The 14,943-nt window shown below is 66.0% G+C and carries 12 protein-coding genes and 1 riboswitch; of the genes, 2 read left to right on the forward strand and 10 right to left on the reverse strand.

Annotated elements, in window-relative coordinates:
* Nucleotides 1-114 precede the first annotated feature (114 nt).
* Complete coding sequence (locus tag DVT68_RS07660; protein WP_114824504.1) at nt 115-1,986, forward strand: ATP-binding cassette domain-containing protein; 1,872 nt, start codon at nt 115-117, stop codon at nt 1,984-1,986.
* Between the two features lie 38 nt (nt 1,987-2,024).
* Here DVT68_RS07660 and ppc read toward each other — a convergent pair whose 3' ends face one another.
* A complete protein-coding gene (gene ppc, locus DVT68_RS07665; protein WP_114824505.1) occupies nt 2,025-4,730 on the reverse strand; it encodes a phosphoenolpyruvate carboxylase in 2,706 nt (901 codons plus the stop codon).
* Nucleotides 4,731-5,101: 371 nt separating this feature from the next.
* Nucleotides 5,102-5,213, forward strand: a riboswitch (S-adenosyl-L-homocysteine riboswitch).
* Nucleotides 5,214-5,250: 37 nt separating this feature from the next.
* Here ppc and ahcY point away from each other — a divergent pair.
* On the forward strand, nt 5,251-6,684 hold the full coding sequence (gene ahcY / locus DVT68_RS07670) for an adenosylhomocysteinase (RefSeq protein ID WP_114824506.1): 1,434 nt from the start codon (nt 5,251-5,253) through the stop codon (nt 6,682-6,684).
* Between the two features lie 900 nt (nt 6,685-7,584).
* On the opposite strand, the gene DVT68_RS07675 is transcribed toward ahcY, so the two are convergent.
* From DVT68_RS07675 to ccoO, 9 genes are read right to left on the reverse strand one after another with little or no spacing between them, the layout of a single operon-like run.
* Complete coding sequence (locus DVT68_RS07675; protein ID WP_114824507.1) at nt 7,585-8,310, reverse strand: sulfite exporter TauE/SafE family protein; 726 nt, start codon at nt 8,308-8,310, stop codon at nt 7,585-7,587.
* Nucleotides 8,300-8,479 (reverse strand): cbb3-type cytochrome oxidase assembly protein CcoS, encoded by a 180-nt coding sequence (gene ccoS, locus DVT68_RS07680; RefSeq protein ID WP_114824508.1) that lies wholly within the window; start codon nt 8,477-8,479, stop codon nt 8,300-8,302. Before ccoS ends, DVT68_RS07675 begins: the two co-directional genes overlap by 11 nt.
* Complete coding sequence (locus DVT68_RS07685) at nt 8,476-10,884, reverse strand: heavy metal translocating P-type ATPase (RefSeq protein ID WP_114824509.1); 2,409 nt, start codon at nt 10,882-10,884, stop codon at nt 8,476-8,478. The genes ccoS and DVT68_RS07685 overlap by 4 nt, the downstream gene beginning before the upstream one ends.
* A 2-nt stretch (nt 10,885-10,886) precedes the next feature.
* A complete protein-coding gene (locus tag DVT68_RS07690) occupies nt 10,887-11,372 on the reverse strand; it encodes a hypothetical protein (RefSeq protein WP_147281683.1) in 486 nt (161 codons plus the stop codon).
* Nucleotides 11,369-12,919, reverse strand: a complete 1,551-nt coding sequence (locus DVT68_RS07695) for a 4Fe-4S dicluster domain-containing protein (protein WP_114824511.1) — start codon at nt 12,917-12,919, stop codon at nt 11,369-11,371. Before DVT68_RS07695 ends, DVT68_RS07690 begins: the two co-directional genes overlap by 4 nt.
* Entirely contained in the window at nt 12,916-13,221 is a 306-nt protein-coding gene (locus tag DVT68_RS07700) for a hypothetical protein (RefSeq protein ID WP_114824512.1), read from the reverse strand. The genes DVT68_RS07695 and DVT68_RS07700 overlap by 4 nt, the downstream gene beginning before the upstream one ends.
* On the reverse strand, nt 13,221-14,153 hold the full coding sequence (gene ccoP, locus DVT68_RS07705; protein ID WP_114824513.1) for a cytochrome-c oxidase, cbb3-type subunit III: 933 nt from the start codon (nt 14,151-14,153) through the stop codon (nt 13,221-13,223). The genes DVT68_RS07700 and ccoP overlap by 1 nt, the downstream gene beginning before the upstream one ends.
* A complete protein-coding gene (locus DVT68_RS07710) occupies nt 14,150-14,287 on the reverse strand; it encodes a cbb3-type cytochrome oxidase subunit 3 (RefSeq protein ID WP_233523393.1) in 138 nt (45 codons plus the stop codon). The genes ccoP and DVT68_RS07710 overlap by 4 nt, the downstream gene beginning before the upstream one ends.
* Nucleotides 14,288-14,291: 4 nt before the next feature.
* Nucleotides 14,292-14,933 carry a cytochrome-c oxidase, cbb3-type subunit II gene (gene ccoO / locus DVT68_RS07715; RefSeq protein WP_114824515.1) on the reverse strand — a complete coding sequence of 214 codons (642 nt, stop codon included), beginning with the start codon at nt 14,931-14,933 and terminating at the stop codon, nt 14,292-14,294.
* Nucleotides 14,934-14,943 lie beyond the last annotated feature (10 nt).

A 14,943-nucleotide genomic window follows, 5' to 3' on the forward strand; every position in this document is an offset into this window, starting at 1 on the left:
GGCTGACGGTGGAAGTGTTTTTTCCCGTCAGAACAACAACTTTTTGCGCTCAAGAAATCCTGACAGCTGCCGACGGCTCCCCGGCGACATCCGCCCTTCGCCTACAATGGGGGTATGTCCCTGATCCAACTCCAGCGCGTCGATTTCAGCATCGGCGGCCCGCTCCTGCTCCAACAAGTCGACCTCTCCATCGAAGCCAACGAGCGCGTCTGCATCGTGGGCCGCAATGGCGAGGGCAAATCCACCCTGATGAAGCTGATCGCGGGGGAGCTCAAAGCCGATGACGGCGAAGTGCGCGTGCAGAACGGCATCGTCGTCGCGCGCATGGCGCAGGATGTGCCGCAGGCCACGGCCGGCAGCGTATTCGACGTGGTCGCCGAAGGCCTGGGTGACCTCGGCCAGTTGCTGGCGCGCTACCACCACCTGCTCGCCGAGGGCGACCTCGACGCGCTGGGCGACGTGCAGGCGCAGATCGAGGCGCGCCATGGCTGGGATCTCGACCGCCGCGTCAGCGACGTGATCGAACGGCTGGAACTGCCTGCCGAGACCGACTTCGCCGCGCTATCCGGCGGCATGAAGCGCCGCGTACTGCTGGCGCAGGCGCTGGTGCGCAAGCCGGACGTGTTGCTGCTCGACGAGCCCACCAACCATCTGGACATCGAGGCGATCGGCTGGCTGGAGTCTTTCCTCCGCCAGTTCGAAGGCAGCATCGTGTTCGTCACCCACGATCGAAGCTTCCTTCGTGCGCTTGCCACACGCATCGTGGAGATCGATCGCGGCCAGCTCACCGACTGGCCCGGCGACTACGACAACTACCTGCGCCGCCGCGAGGAACGCCTGCACGCCCAGGCCCAGGCCAATGCCCTGTTTGACAAGAAACTGGCGCAGGAAGAAGTGTGGATCCGCCAGGGCATCAAGGCGCGCCGCACCCGCAACGAAGGCCGCGTGCGCGCGCTGAAGGCCTTGCGCGTGGAGCGCGCCCAGCGGCGCGAACTGTCTGGCAACGTGAAGATGACGCTGGCCAACGCGCAGGCCTCGGGCAAGAAGGTGATCGACCTCGAGCACGTGCACCAGAGCTACGGCGGTCGCGTGCTGATCGACAACCTCGGCAGCACCATCATGCGCGGCGATCGCGTGGGCATCATCGGCCCGAACGGCGCCGGCAAGAGCACGCTGCTGAAGATCATGCTCGGCGAGCTCAAGCCCGAGCGCGGACACGCCACGCTGGGCACCGGCATCCAGATCGCCTATTTCGACCAGCACCGCGTGCAGCTCAACGACCAGCTCAACGCGCTGGACAACGTGGCCGAAGGCCGCGAGTACATCGAGCTCAACGGCAGCCGCAAGCACATCATCGGCTACCTGCAGGACTTCCTGTTCTCGCCCGAACGCGCCCGCGCGCCGATCACGCGCCTGTCCGGTGGCGAACGCAATCGACTCCTGCTCGCCAAGCTGTTCGCCCAGCCATCCAACCTGCTGGTGATGGACGAACCCACCAACGATCTCGACGTGGAGACGCTGGAGCTGCTGGAAGAACTGCTCACCGAGTACCAGGGCACCCTGCTGCTGGTCTCGCATGACCGCGAATTCCTCGACAACGTGGTGTCCAGCACCCTCGTGCTCGAGGGCGGTGGCAAGGTCGGTGAATACGTGGGCGGTTACAGCGACTGGCTGCGCCAGCGTCCCGCGCCTGCTGCCCCAACGGCAAAGTCTGCTGAAACGAAGCCCGTGGCTGCCTCCCTTGCCCCGGCGCCCGTCGTCGAAGCGAAGAAGAAGCTCAGCTACAAGGACGCCCGCGAGCTCGAGCAGTTGCCGGGCCGCATCGAAGCGCTGGAAGCGGACATCGCCACGCGCACCGAGGCGATGAACGACCCGGACTTCTTCCGCCAGGACAACGCCGCGGTGGTCAAGGCCAACGAAACACTGGCTGCGCTCCAGCGCGATCTCGACGCCGCGTATGCGCGGTGGTCAGAGCTGGATGGTTGACAGCATGGGTCGCGCACAGGGTGCGCGACCCACTCGCCTCAACCCGTGTTCTGCAAACCCTGCGACACGCCGTTGACGCAGGCGACCAGCGCTGTCAGCAACGCTTCGTCGTTCTCCCCGCCGGCCCGCCAGCGCTTGAGCAGGTCCACCTGTAGCAGGCTCATCGGGTCGACGTAGGGGTTGCGCAGGTCGATCGACAGCGCCAGCTTCGGTTCGTGCTCCAGCAGGCTGTCGCTGCGGCGCAGGCGCATCAGCCACTCGCGGGTGCGCTCGAACTCCTCGCGGATCAGGCCGAAGAACGGCTCGTGCAGCGGGCCGGCCAGTTGCGAGAATGCCTCGGCGATGCCCAGGTCGCACTTGGCCAGCACCATCGCCACGTCGTCCAGCATGTTGGCGAAGAACGGCCAGTCGCGGGCCATCTCGATCATCTCGGCTTCGCCGAACGCGTTGGCGCCATATTCCAGCGCCGTGCCCAGCCCGTACCAGCCCGGCAGGATCGAGCGGCACTGTGTCCAGGCGAACACCCATGGAATCGCGCGCAGGTCCTGCACGCCACGCATGCTTCGCCGCCGCGAGGGGCGTGAGCCCAGGGTCATGCGCTCGATCACATCGATCGGCGTGGCGGTGCGGAAGTAGTCCACGAAACCGTCGCGGTCGACGAACGCGCGATAGTGCTGTCGACTGCGCGCGGCCAGTTGCCCCATGCGCTCGCGCCACACATCCTCACGCGGTTCCTGCGTGCGCGGCCGCATCGAAGAGCGCAACACGGCGCCCACCGTCTGCTCCAGGTTGCGCAGGGCCAACGCGCGGATGCCGTACTTGCGGTGGATCACCTCGCCCTGCTCGGTGACACGCAGCACGCCGGCCACGGAACCGCGTGGCGAGGACATCAGCGCCGGCGCAATGCGCGCGCCGCCGCGGCTGGCGGAACCACCACGGCCATGGAAGAACGCCAGCTGGATGTCCGCTTCCGCCGCTACTTCGAGCAGCTCCACCTGCGCGCGCTGCAAACCCCAGCGCGACGCCAGCGTGCCGCCATCCTTGCCGCTGTCGGAGTAGCCGAGCATCACCCACTGGCGATCGCCACGCGACGCCAGGTGCTCGCGATACACCGGATCGTCGAGCAGGGCGCGCAGCGTCGCCGGCGCGTTGGCCAGGTCGTCGACGGTCTCAAACAGCGGCGCGATATCCAGCGGCACGCGACCATCCTCCACCAGCCCGCCATGGCGCGCCAGCGCCAGCACGGCGAGCACGTCCGCGGCCGAGCGCGCCATGCTGATGATGTACAGACCCAACGCCTCGGCGCCATAACGTCCACGCGCGTCACGCAGCGTGGCGAACACGTCGCGCAACGCGACCACCGCCGCATCCTCGCTCTGCGTCGGCGCCTCGTCGCCACCGGCCAGGGGACGCAGGAGAGTCGCCTTCTCAGCCACGTCGCGGGCGGCCCATTCGGCGTCGCCCAGCAGCGCGGCCAGGGCATCGTCGTGCACGCGCGAATCCTGCCGCACATCGAGGCGCGCCAGGTGAAAGCCGAAGGTGCGCACGCGCCAGATCAGGCGGCGCACCGCATAGGCGCCGGCATGCAGGCCGCGATGGTCGATCAGGCTGGCCGCGACCAGATGCAGGTCGTCCAGCAGCTCCGCCACCGAGGTGTAACCCTCCGGATGATCGTCGTCATGGGTAGCTTCCAGGCGCGCAGCGATGACGGTGAGCAGGCTGCGGTACGGCATGTCCGCATGGCGCGGGCGAACCTTGGCCGCCGCCTCGGGGAAGCGCACGCGGTAGTCGAACAGGCGGGTCGCCAGCGCGCTGTCGACGTCGACCCGATCCTCCGTCTGGCTGAGCAGTCGAGCCAGACCGGCGATGTCCTCGATGTAGTGCTCCAGCACGTGCGCGCGCTGGGTCGCCAGGCTCGCCGCGATGGTCGCCGCGCCCACATTGGGATTGCCATCCATGTCGCCGCCCACCCAGGTGGCGAAGCTCAGCACGCGCGGAATCGGCACGGCGACGCCGTACACCGTCTGCAGCGCATCGGCGAGCGACTCGTACAAGGCCGGCACGATGCGGTAGATCGGGTTGGCGAGGTAGAAGCCGACGTGGTGATGTTCGTCCTGCACGCTCGGGCTGATCGGCGAGGCTTCGGCCGTCTGCCAGCCGGCGCTCAGAGCCATGAAGATGCGGTCATCGTCCTCCTTGCGCTCCTGCGGCGTGCGCGTGGGGTCGAAGTTGTCGACCAGCGCGCGCACGATGGATTGTTCCTTCTCCAGCAGCGAGCGGCGCACCGCCTCGGTCGGGTGCGCCGTGAAAACCGGTTCCACTTGCAACCGTTCCAGCCATTCCAGCAACTCGCCGGCTTCAACGCCCTGCGCCTTCAGCCGCATCAGCACGTCGAGCAAGGACTCCGGCTGCGGCGCCCCGCCCTCGCGCTGGTAGTCGCGACGACGGCGGATGCGATGAACGCGCTCGGCGACGTTCACGACCTGGAAATACGCGGCGAACGCACGCGCCAGCGACTCGGCATGTCCCGTGTCCAGCCCGGTGAGCAGGCCCGCCAGCAGGTCCAGGGGCGCGTCTTCCTCGCGCCGTTCGATCGCCGCCATGCGGATGCGCTCGACTTCCTTGAGAAACGCGGGGGAGATCTGCTCGGCCAGCATGTTGCCGACCTGGGCGCCGAGGCGGCGGACGTCTTCGCGCAGGGGCGCGTCGTGCGGAGCGAACTCAGGACTGCGGTGCTGGTTCATCAATGCCACGTTTCGGATGTCTGGACGTCCAAGACTAACCGAAGCGAACACGTTTTGTGCACTGCCACAAATCAATCGGCCTTCAGGCGCCGCGATCCCTGCGGGAGCAGGAACCCGTCGTCCTTCGCGTCGACTCATTCGGATCACTTGTAACCTTTGCTCACGATCCAACCAAAGGTCGGGATCACAGGCACGGGACGAGCGGGAGCATCATCCGCGCCGCCCGTTGGCGCCGCCGCTCGGCCGCACGGCATACCCGAACTTCCTGGCGCGCAGCGTCTCGCGCCCACTGAGCCAACGCTGTCCGTGCACGGGCCACCCCCGCCCGCCCTCGAACAAAACGGCCACCGCCTGACGCTATACTTGAAGGCTCCGTCGAGGGGCGCTGCGACCGGCGAGCTGACGCGACCGCACATGCCTTGTGCCGTCCCCGCTCTTTTGGCCAGGCTCGACGGATTCTTTCTGTAACGGCGCCCGGACCACGATGCGGCCTTCAGGTCGCAACAGCCGGAGCTAAGCCATGAACGCAGTTACCAAAGATTCCGCCCAGCAGGACTACAAGGTCCGCGACATCTCGCTGGCCGACCTCGGCCGCCGCCGCATCCGCATGGCGGAAGAGGAAATGCCGGGCCTGATGCAGATCCGCGCCCGCTACGCCCAGGACAAGCCGCTCAAGGGCGTGCGCCTGTCGGGCTCCCTGCATTGCACCAAGGAAACCGCCGTGCTGGCCGAGACCCTGCGCGAGTTGGGCGCCTCGGTGCGCTGGGCTTCCTGCAACATCTTCTCCACCCAGGACGACGTCGCCGCGGCCATGGCCGCCGGCGGCCTGCCGGTGTTCGCCTGGAAGGGCGAGACGCTGGAGGAGTACTGGGAATGCACGCTGGACATGCTGACCCATCCGGGTGAGCTCGGTCCGCAGCTGATCGTGGACGACGGCGGCGACGCGACCCTGTTCATCCACAAGGGCGTGGAGCTGGAAGACGGCAGCGACTGGGTCAACACCCCCAGCGGCAACCACGAAGAGCAGGTCATCAAGGACCTGGTCAAGCGCACGGCGTCCGAGCGTCCGGGCTGGTTCAAGAAGGTGGCGGCCGAGTGGAAGGGCGTCTCCGAGGAAACCACCACCGGCGTGCACCGCCTCTACCAGCTCGCCGAGAGCGGCAAGCTGCTGGTGCCGGCGATCAACGTCAACGACTCGGTCACCAAGTCGAAGTTCGACAACCTCTACGGCTGCCGCGAGTCGCTGGCCGACGGCATCAAGCGCGCCACCGACCTGATGGTCGCCGGCAAGGTCGCCGTGGTGTGCGGCTACGGTGACGTGGGCAAGGGCTGCGCCCATTCGCTGAAGGGCTTCGGCGCTCGCGTGATCGTCACCGAGATCGACCCGATCAACGCCCTGCAGGCTGCGATGGAAGGCTTCCAGGTCACCACCGTGGAAGACACCCTCGGCATCGCCGACATCTACGTCACCACCACCGGCAACAAGGACATCATCACGCTCGAGCACATGGCGGCGATGAAGAACAACGCGCTGGTGTGCAACATCGGCCACTTCGACAACGAGATCCAGATGGACCGCCTCAACGCCGCCAAGGGCGTGACGCGCGAGACCATCAAGCCGCAGGTGGATCGCTACACGTTCGAGAAGACCAGCCACAGCATCTACATGCTGGCCGAAGGCCGCCTCGTGAACCTGGGCTGCGCCCACGGCCACCCGAGCTTCGTGATGTCTAACAGCTTCTCCAACCAGACGCTGGCCCAGCTCGACCTGTGGGCGAACAAGGACTTCTACGACAAGAAGGTCTACCGCCTGTCGAAGAAGCTGGATGAGGAAGTGGCGCGCCTGCACCTGGAGCAGATCGGCGTGAAGCTGACCCGCCTCACCGCCGACCAGGCCGCCTATATCGGCGTGCCGGTCGATGGTCCGTACAAGCCGGATCATTACCGCTACTGAGCAAAGGCTATCGAGCCGATGCAAAAGGGGTCGCCTTCGGGCGGCCCTTTTTCTTTGGGCCTCCAGGCAAGCCCCTAGCCGGGCGAGCACAGTGAGCAACGCAGGTTTCCGCACACCTTCCTACGCTTCATTCCTGGTAAGCCGGATGGTGCGTGGATCGCGGCGAACGCCCACAGGGGCACCGAAAGGCATTTCTGCCTCACGCCTCATAACCACGATCTTTGCGAAAGCAAAACGAAACACAATGTGCGCAGAACGCCCAAAGGGCCTCCCTCAAGGCCATTCCTGCCTTACGCGCCCACGCCCGTCATCCCAGCGAAAGCTGGGATCCAGTGACTTTGGCTCTTGGTTCTGTGCATGGCGTTCCCGCCAGCGTGCCGCCTACGCGGCGGGCGCTTCGACCACCGTGAAGGTGGCAATGTCGCTTGCCGGCGCTCGAGTCACTTTTCTTTGCTGGCCCAAAGAAAAGTAACCACCGTAAAGGTGGCAATGCCCAAAGAAACGGCCTGACAGGCTCGTAGCGATATGCCGGATATAAGCCTGGCCGACCAAGGCCAGCCGGATCGGCTTCGTGGTACCTCAAGGACAGCGGCTACTCCGCAACGCGCCGTAGCGGAGAAGGGGCGCAGCGCTGCATTGCCTACAAGCCCTTATGACAGCCGCGAGCCGGATTCGTCACGTGCTACCTCATGGACAGCAGCTACACCGCGGGGCGTCGTCGTACTTAGGACTTAAAGCAAGGAGCCCGACGCCTCACGCTGCACGGCTCTTGGCTCCCTCTCCCCTTCGGGGAGAGGGGTGGGGCATTGCCACCTTTACGGTGGTGAGGGCTGGGTGCTCGCGACAGCCTTCCTATCTGATTTTCCACCGGGTGCTGGAATCAAATATCGCACATTCCGTTTACCGAGCCACCGGCCCACACCCCATCATCCCCAACAACCCATGCATCACCGGCCAGTGCATCAGCCACGGCGCTGCAAGAGTTAGCACGCCTGCCCCCAGCACCAGCAGCGCCGCTCCGCGCCGCGGTCCTGGCTGCTGCAACCACCGCCCCATCCGCGCCCCCGACCACGTGAGCGGCAACATCACCGGCAAGGTTCCCGACCCAAACACCGCCATGGTCAACGCGCCATGCCAGGCGCTGGCCTGCAGCCATGCGGCCGCGAGGACCGTGGTGCTCAGGCCACAGGGCAGCCAGCCCCAGAGCATCCCCGCGGCCAACCGACGCCATGGCGTATTGGCAGGCAGCAATCGTCGCTGCAGCGGTTGCAGCCAACGCCATACGCGCGCGCCCGGCCGCGCGATCCAGGCCAGCCGGCCGCGATGGTCAAGCAGTCGCAAGGCCACGACCACCAGCACCATACCCACCAGTGCCCGCATCGTCACCGCCAGACCCGGCAGTTCCAAGAAGTGCAGCACGCCGCCGCCAATGCCACCGACGATCGCGCCGGCCAACACATAACCGCCAACGCGCCCGAGGTTGAGCTGCAGGGCGGCGCCCCAGCCGGCGCGTGGCGACCACATCGAGAACCCGGTGGCGATGCCGCCGCACATCGCGGCGCAATGCACACCGCCGAGCAGGCCGGTTAGCAGGACCGCCGAGAGCGCCAGCACGTCAACCTGCATGGTCGCGATCCTTCGCTGCGCGGCGATCAACAGGGTCGTCGCGCAGGATGTCCAGCGCCGGCGTCTCCATGTCGTCGAACTGCCCCTTGCGTACAGCCCACACGAACGCGCCGATAGCCAGCGCCAGCAACATCAGGCTCAAGGGAATCAGCATCAGCAGGATGATCATGAGGAGACCTTCGATGCCTTGAGGCGCATGAGGCGCAACGCGTTCGTGGTCACAATCAGCGATGACACCGCCATGCCCAGCGCGGCCAGCGCAGGCGTCACCTGCCCGGTGATGGCCAGTGGCAGCGCCAGCAGGTTGTAGCCGACCGCCCAAGCGAAGTTCTGCCGGATGATGCGTTGCGTGCGGCGCGCCAACTCCACCGCGGCGGGGATGCGCATCAGGGATGGGGCGGTCAGCACCATGTCCGCCGCACGCTGGGCCAGAGCCGCGCCCTCACCCATCGCGATCGACACGTCGGCGCCGGCGAGCACTGGAGCATCGTTGAGGCCGTCACCGACCATGGCGACGACGCTTCCCTTCTCCTGCAGACCGCGCACGAGCGCGAGCTTGTCCTCGGACGTTTGCCGCGCGTGCGCCTGCTCTACCGGCAGCCGGCTCGCCAGCCGTTGCACTGCCGACTCACCGTCCCCGCTCGCCACGTGAATCCGAAGCCCGAGTTGCCGCAAGGCCTGGGCCGCCTCGCGCGCTTCGGGGCGCAGACGTTCCTGCAGCATGAAGCGTGCGAACGCCTGATGGCCGTCGCCCAGCCACAGCTGGCCGTCGTCCGGGCGATCGGCGGCGAAGCGGGCGTGCCCCAGATACCAGGTTGCCTCAGCTACGCGCCCGCGGAGTCCCTGGCCTTCATGCAGCCGGATGCCAGTCGCGTGGTGCGTTACCGCCACCGCTGCGAAGGCCGCCGCTATCGGATGCCGGCTATCGCGCTCGAGCGCCGCCGCAATTGCAATCGCCTCGTCGGGATTCATCCCCGCGAACGTCTGTACGTCAACCAGCGTCGGCTGCACTTGGGTCAGCGTGCCGGTTTTGTCGAACACCACGTCCGTCGCCTTTGCCAGACCTTCGAGGCCGTCCGGCCGTAGCGACAGCACGCCCATGCGCGCGAGCGCGCCATGGGTGGCGGCCAATGCCGCCGGCACGGCCAGCGACAGCGCACACGGACAGCTGATCACCAGCAGCGACAGCGTCACCTCGAACGCCCGCGATGGGTCGTACCAGCGCCACCCCACGTAGATCAACACAGCAGCGGCCAGCAACGCAGCCACGAACAAGCTGCCAACGCGATCGGCCAGCCGCGCGATCGGCGGCCGATGTGCCTGCGCCTGCTCCACCAAGCGGGTCAGCTGCGACAAACGCGTGCCGCTTCCGACTTGGGTGATGCCGATGCGCGCCGGCGTCTCGCGGCAGATCGTGCCCGCATATACGGGTTCCCCGGCAGACTTGTCGACGGGACGCGATTCGCCGGTCAGCAAAGCCTCTTCGAACACCGCGTGTGCATCGTGCAAGGCGCCATCGGCCGGCGCCGTTTCGCCTACCGCCACACAGACCACGTCGCCCACCTGCAACGAAGTCAGTGGCACAGACTCGCGCGTGCCGTCGGCGCGTTCGCGCACCGCCAGGCTTGGTCGCGCACGCGCAAGGGCATCCACCTGCGAGCTGGCGATACCCCGCGCACGCTGTTCCAGCACACGCGCGCCCAGCAGCAGGAACACGAACATCGCCGCGGCGTCGTACCAGACATGGGCCCCGCCGCGCAGGGTTTCCACCATGCTGGCCAGGTATGCCAGCAAGGTGGAACTAGCCACCAGCGTGTCCATGCCCAGATACCGCTGCTTCAGCTCGCGCCAGCAACCGGCCAGAAACGGCCAGCCCGCGTAGAACACCACCGGCGTGCACACCAGGAAAGTCACCCAGCGGAAGAAGTCGCGCGTGGACCACGCCATGTGGTGATGAAAGTCCAGGAACAGCGCCTCGGACAGCATCATCGTCTGCATCGCGCCAAGTCCCGCGATGCCCAGGCGCAGGAGCCAGCGCCGTCGTTCCTGCAGACGCTCGCGCTCATGGACAGCGCCACCAGCGAGGTACGGGCGGTAGCCGAGCATGGCCAGACGCTGCAGCAACTGGGACAGGCGTATTTGTGAAGGGTCCCAGCCTATGCGCACGCGCCCGGTTACCGCGTTGGCGCCGGCGTCGAACACTCCGTGCTCGCGCTGCAGTGCGCGATCGATCAGCCAGGCGCAGGCGGCGCAGCGCATGCCATCGGTCAGCAAGGTGATTTCAAGACCACCCGCCACCGGGAAGGCGTGCTCGGCCAGGAGATCCTCGCGGTCCCATCCTGTCAGGTCGGGAAGGTCAACGTCGACGCGCGCCCCTGCGGCGCTACGCAAGCTGTAGTAGTCACCCAGCTCCGCCGATCGGATCCACTGGGCGGCCGCCGCACAGCCAGTACAGCAAAACGACTGGGTCGCGCCATCCACGTTCAGCCGAAGCGGCCCCGGCGGCAACCGCTCGCCACAGTGATGACAGGTCGTAGATGCCGCCCCGCCGAGGAGATCGACCGCGCAATCCACGATTACGGCATCAGGCGGATGGAGTGAGCCTTGGTGGTCCAGCGTCCCTGCAACAACCACGTCGCGTTATCCGGCGCGAGCTGCACTGTCCAATCGTGGTCGCCATCCAGCGACCCGACCCCACGCCAGCCAAGCTCGCTCGGCGTCAGCTGAAACGTGCGCCCAGCGACCGAGGGATCGGCAGACGCAAGCGTAAGGATCAATTTGCCACCGCGGGGGAAGTCTCCGTCCATCGGCAGGGCCTCGATCATGTCGCCCTTGGTGCGCAACACGAGCCCCTGCGTCGACACTGTCGTGGCCAGCTCGCTCGCTTCGGCCGAAACCAGCAGCTTGCCGACCCGCGTTACCTTGCCAACCGTTTCGTCATCCTCCCGGCCCGGATGGACCGCCGCGAACAGCAAGGCAAAGCCGATCGCTACAGAGGCCAGTGGCAAGCCCACGAGCATCCACACCGTGGGTTCGCGCCAGGCACCAGATGTTCGATTCATGGCAGTGGTCCAAAGAAGCTGCTGTTGATCGTGGTGTCGGCATCCTCGTCGACCCCACGCACGCGGAATTTCACTTCATGACGTCCTGTCACCTCCGATGAAGCGCTGACCGTGACTGGCACGGAAACCACTTCGCCGCTCTCGGCCTGCACGGTCTTGGGGCCACCGCGCAGGCTCAAGTCCTGCAGATCGGCGCTGCTGATGTCGAGGACGAAGCGATGTGGCGCCTGGTCCTTGTTGACGAGCTTGATGGTGTAGCTGTTCTCGATACGGCCGTCGGCAGCCTGGCTATACATGGCGTTGCGATCGCGCAGCACCTCGGCGAGCAATGGCGTTCGGTGGGTGACGCCATAGAGCCAGCCACCCATGAGGACGAGCAGCAGACCACCGTAGACGAAAATACGCGTCCGCAGGACGCGAGTAGGCTTGCCATCGAGGTGATTCTGCGTGGTGTAGCGAATGAGCCCATGTGGGTAGCCGAGCTTGCCCATCACCTCGTCGCACGCGTCGATGCAGGCGCCACAGGCAATGCATTCGTATTGCAGGCCGTTGCGAATGTCGATGCCGGTGGGACACACCTGCACACAGATGGTGCAGTCGACGCAATCGCCCAGCTGCTCCAGGCTGAACTTGGGCAACGGTTCGGCGCTGGCGCCGGCGCCGGCCAGCGCGATGGTCCCGCCTGCTTGCGCGCGGTTGTCGGCCGCAGACGGATGCTGGCTGGCGCGGAACACATAGTCGTAGGCCGTGATCTGATCGAGCAGGCCGCGTGCCCGCTCCAGGACACTGGCGAGACCACGCTTGCGTGGTCCACGCGGCTCGCCGCGCATCGGGTCATAGGCGATGATCAACGTGTTGCGGTCGAACATCGCACTCTGGAAGCGCGCGTAAGGACACATGTACTTGCAGACCTGCTGGCGCAGGAATCCGGCGTTGCCCCAGGTGGCGAAGCCATAGAACAGGACCCAGAAGGTCTCCCAACCGCCCCAGCCGAAAGGCGCGCGTTGCGCCAGGTCCACGATCGGACTGAAGAAGCCCACAAAGGTGAAGCCCGTCCATAAAGAGAACACCGCCCAGAGCAGGTGGCGCCCACCCTTGCGCAGGATCTTCTCGCGGCTCCATGGGCCGGCATCGAGCTTCATGCGCTTGTTGCGGTCACCCTCGCACCAGCGCTCGATCCACAGCGAAACCTCGGTCCACACCGTCTGCGGACAGGCGTAGCCGCAGAACAGTCGGCCTGCCAGCGCGGTGAAGAAGAACAGCGCCAGCGCGGCAATGATCAGCAACGTGGAGAGGAACAGGAAATCCTGGGGAAGGAACATCCAGCCGAACACATGGAACTTGCGCGCAGGCAAGTCCAGCAGTACCGCCTGCCGTCCGTTCCAGTGCATCCAGGGAAACAGGTAGAACATGCCGAGCAGCCAGACCATGGCGGCCACTCGCCATCGGTTGAAGCGCCCGGACACGTCGCGCGGATAGACCTTGCGCTCGCTCACGTAATAGGAGCTGCTGTCGTCGATGACGTGCAGCGGGATGCGACGACTCATGGGGCGTTACCCGAGTGGAATCCGCGCTTCACCCGGCAGGAAGGTCGAAGCAGGATCCAGGTGAAGAGGCTGGACGAGGCCGTCGCCAGCCAGAACAGGAAGAAGCCGAGGGAATAACCCAATTCGCGACTCAGGCGCAGCGACGGGAAGGTTATTTCCCTCAGCCGCTCGGGATCCACGATGGTGAAGAACGCTGTCGTGATGACCCCGGCGACGAAGAAGCTCGGCCAGAGAATGGCGCCGACGCGCTGCGAGGCAGGCGTCGGCTCCTGTTCCGGAGGCTTGCTGGAACGCGCGGTCATTACTCGGCAATGACCGCGCCGGCCGGCGGCGGCTCCTTGTGCGGCGACAACGTCCACACGTAGGCGCCAACCAGTCTCGTGCGGATATCACCCAGTACGGGCTTCCATGCCGGCATCGCGCCCTGCCGCCCCTCGTTCAGGGTCTTGTGCAAGGACGCCTGGCTGCTGCCGTACAACCAGTAGCTGTCGGTGAGGTCGGGGGCGCCCATCATCTGGTTGCCCTTGCCCTGCGGTCCGTGGCACGCGGAGCAAATGCCGGTGAACAGTTTGCCGCCACGCTCCACCGCATCCTGCGGCTGGCCCGGGCGGGACAACGAGAGCACATAGGCGATGGTGTCATCCACTGCAGTGGCGCCGCCCTGGGCCGTCAGTGTGGTGGCCCACGACGGCATCACCGCGTGACGACCGTCCTGGATGGTTTCCAGGATACGGCTGGGCGTACCGCCCCAATGCCAGATGTCGTCGGTCAGGTCCGGGAAGCCCGTGGCGCCGTGCCCGCTGGAACCGTGGCAGGCCGCGCAGCGATTGATGAAGATGGCGCGCCCCATGGATACCGCGGCCGGATCCTTGGCCAGCACGTCGATCGGCTTGCCGGCGTACAACTTCAGCGTGTCATCGATGCGCGCATCTTCGGCCGCCGATTCCATCGCCCACTCGGACTTGGAACTCCAGTGGCCGTAGCCCTTCAGGCTGCCCACGCCGTACCAGACCAGATAGCCACCTGCAAAAGCGATGGTCAGATAGAAAAGGTTGATCCACCACTTCGGCAGTGGCTTGTTGTACTCGGTGATGTCGCCGTCCCACACATGCCCGGTTTCGTCGGGCTTGGGATCGTTCGGTCCGCGCCGGGTGTTGCCCTTGAGCAACCAGGCGCAGCCGATCAGGTTTAGCACCGCCAGCGCCACCACGTACCAGGTCCATCCGGAAGTCATGGCGTTTCCTCCTTGTCGTCTTCGAGGGGCATCTGCGCGGCGGCGTCCAGCGCGGGCTTGTTGTCCGGGCGCCACAACCAGATGCAGCTCCCTACGAACAACAGCAGCAAAATCGCGGTTATCAAGCCAGGCACCATGTCACTCCGCTCCCTCTGCCACTTGCATGTCGGCCTGCGACACATGGGTGCCCAGCGCCTGCAGGTAGGCGACCACGGCGTCCAGCTCGGTCTTTCCTTCGACCGCCGCCGCGGCGCCGGCGATGTCGGCGTCGCTGTACGGATCACCGATACGCTTCAGCGCACGCATGTGCTGCGCCACCTCCGCGCCATCCAGCTTGGCCTTGGCCAACCACGGATAGGCCGGCATGTTCGACTCGGGCACGACATCGCGCGGATTGTTCAGGTGCGCGCGATGCCAGTCGTCCGAATAACCGCGCAGGCCGACGCGAGCCAGATCCGGCCCGGTGCGCTTGCTGCCCCACTGGAACGGATGGTCGTAGACCGACTCGCCAGCCAGCGAATAGTGGCCGTAGCGCTCAGTCTCGAAGCGGAGCGTGCGAATCATCTGCGAATGGCAGCCGTAGCAGCCCTCACGGAGGTAGACGTCGCGCCCCGCCAGCTCCAGCGCGGGATACGGCTTGATGCCCGGCAGCGGTTTGATGGTCTCGGCCTGGAACATCAGCGGCACGATTTCGGCCAGTCCGCCAAAGGACACCGCGACGGCGACCAGGATGGCCATCAGGCCGATGTTCTTTTCAATCTTTGCGTGTGTTTGGCTCATGTCTGTTCCT

This window comes from Dyella solisilvae (genome assembly GCF_003351225.1).
Classification (GTDB): Bacteria; Pseudomonadota; Gammaproteobacteria; order Xanthomonadales; family Rhodanobacteraceae; genus Dyella; species Dyella solisilvae.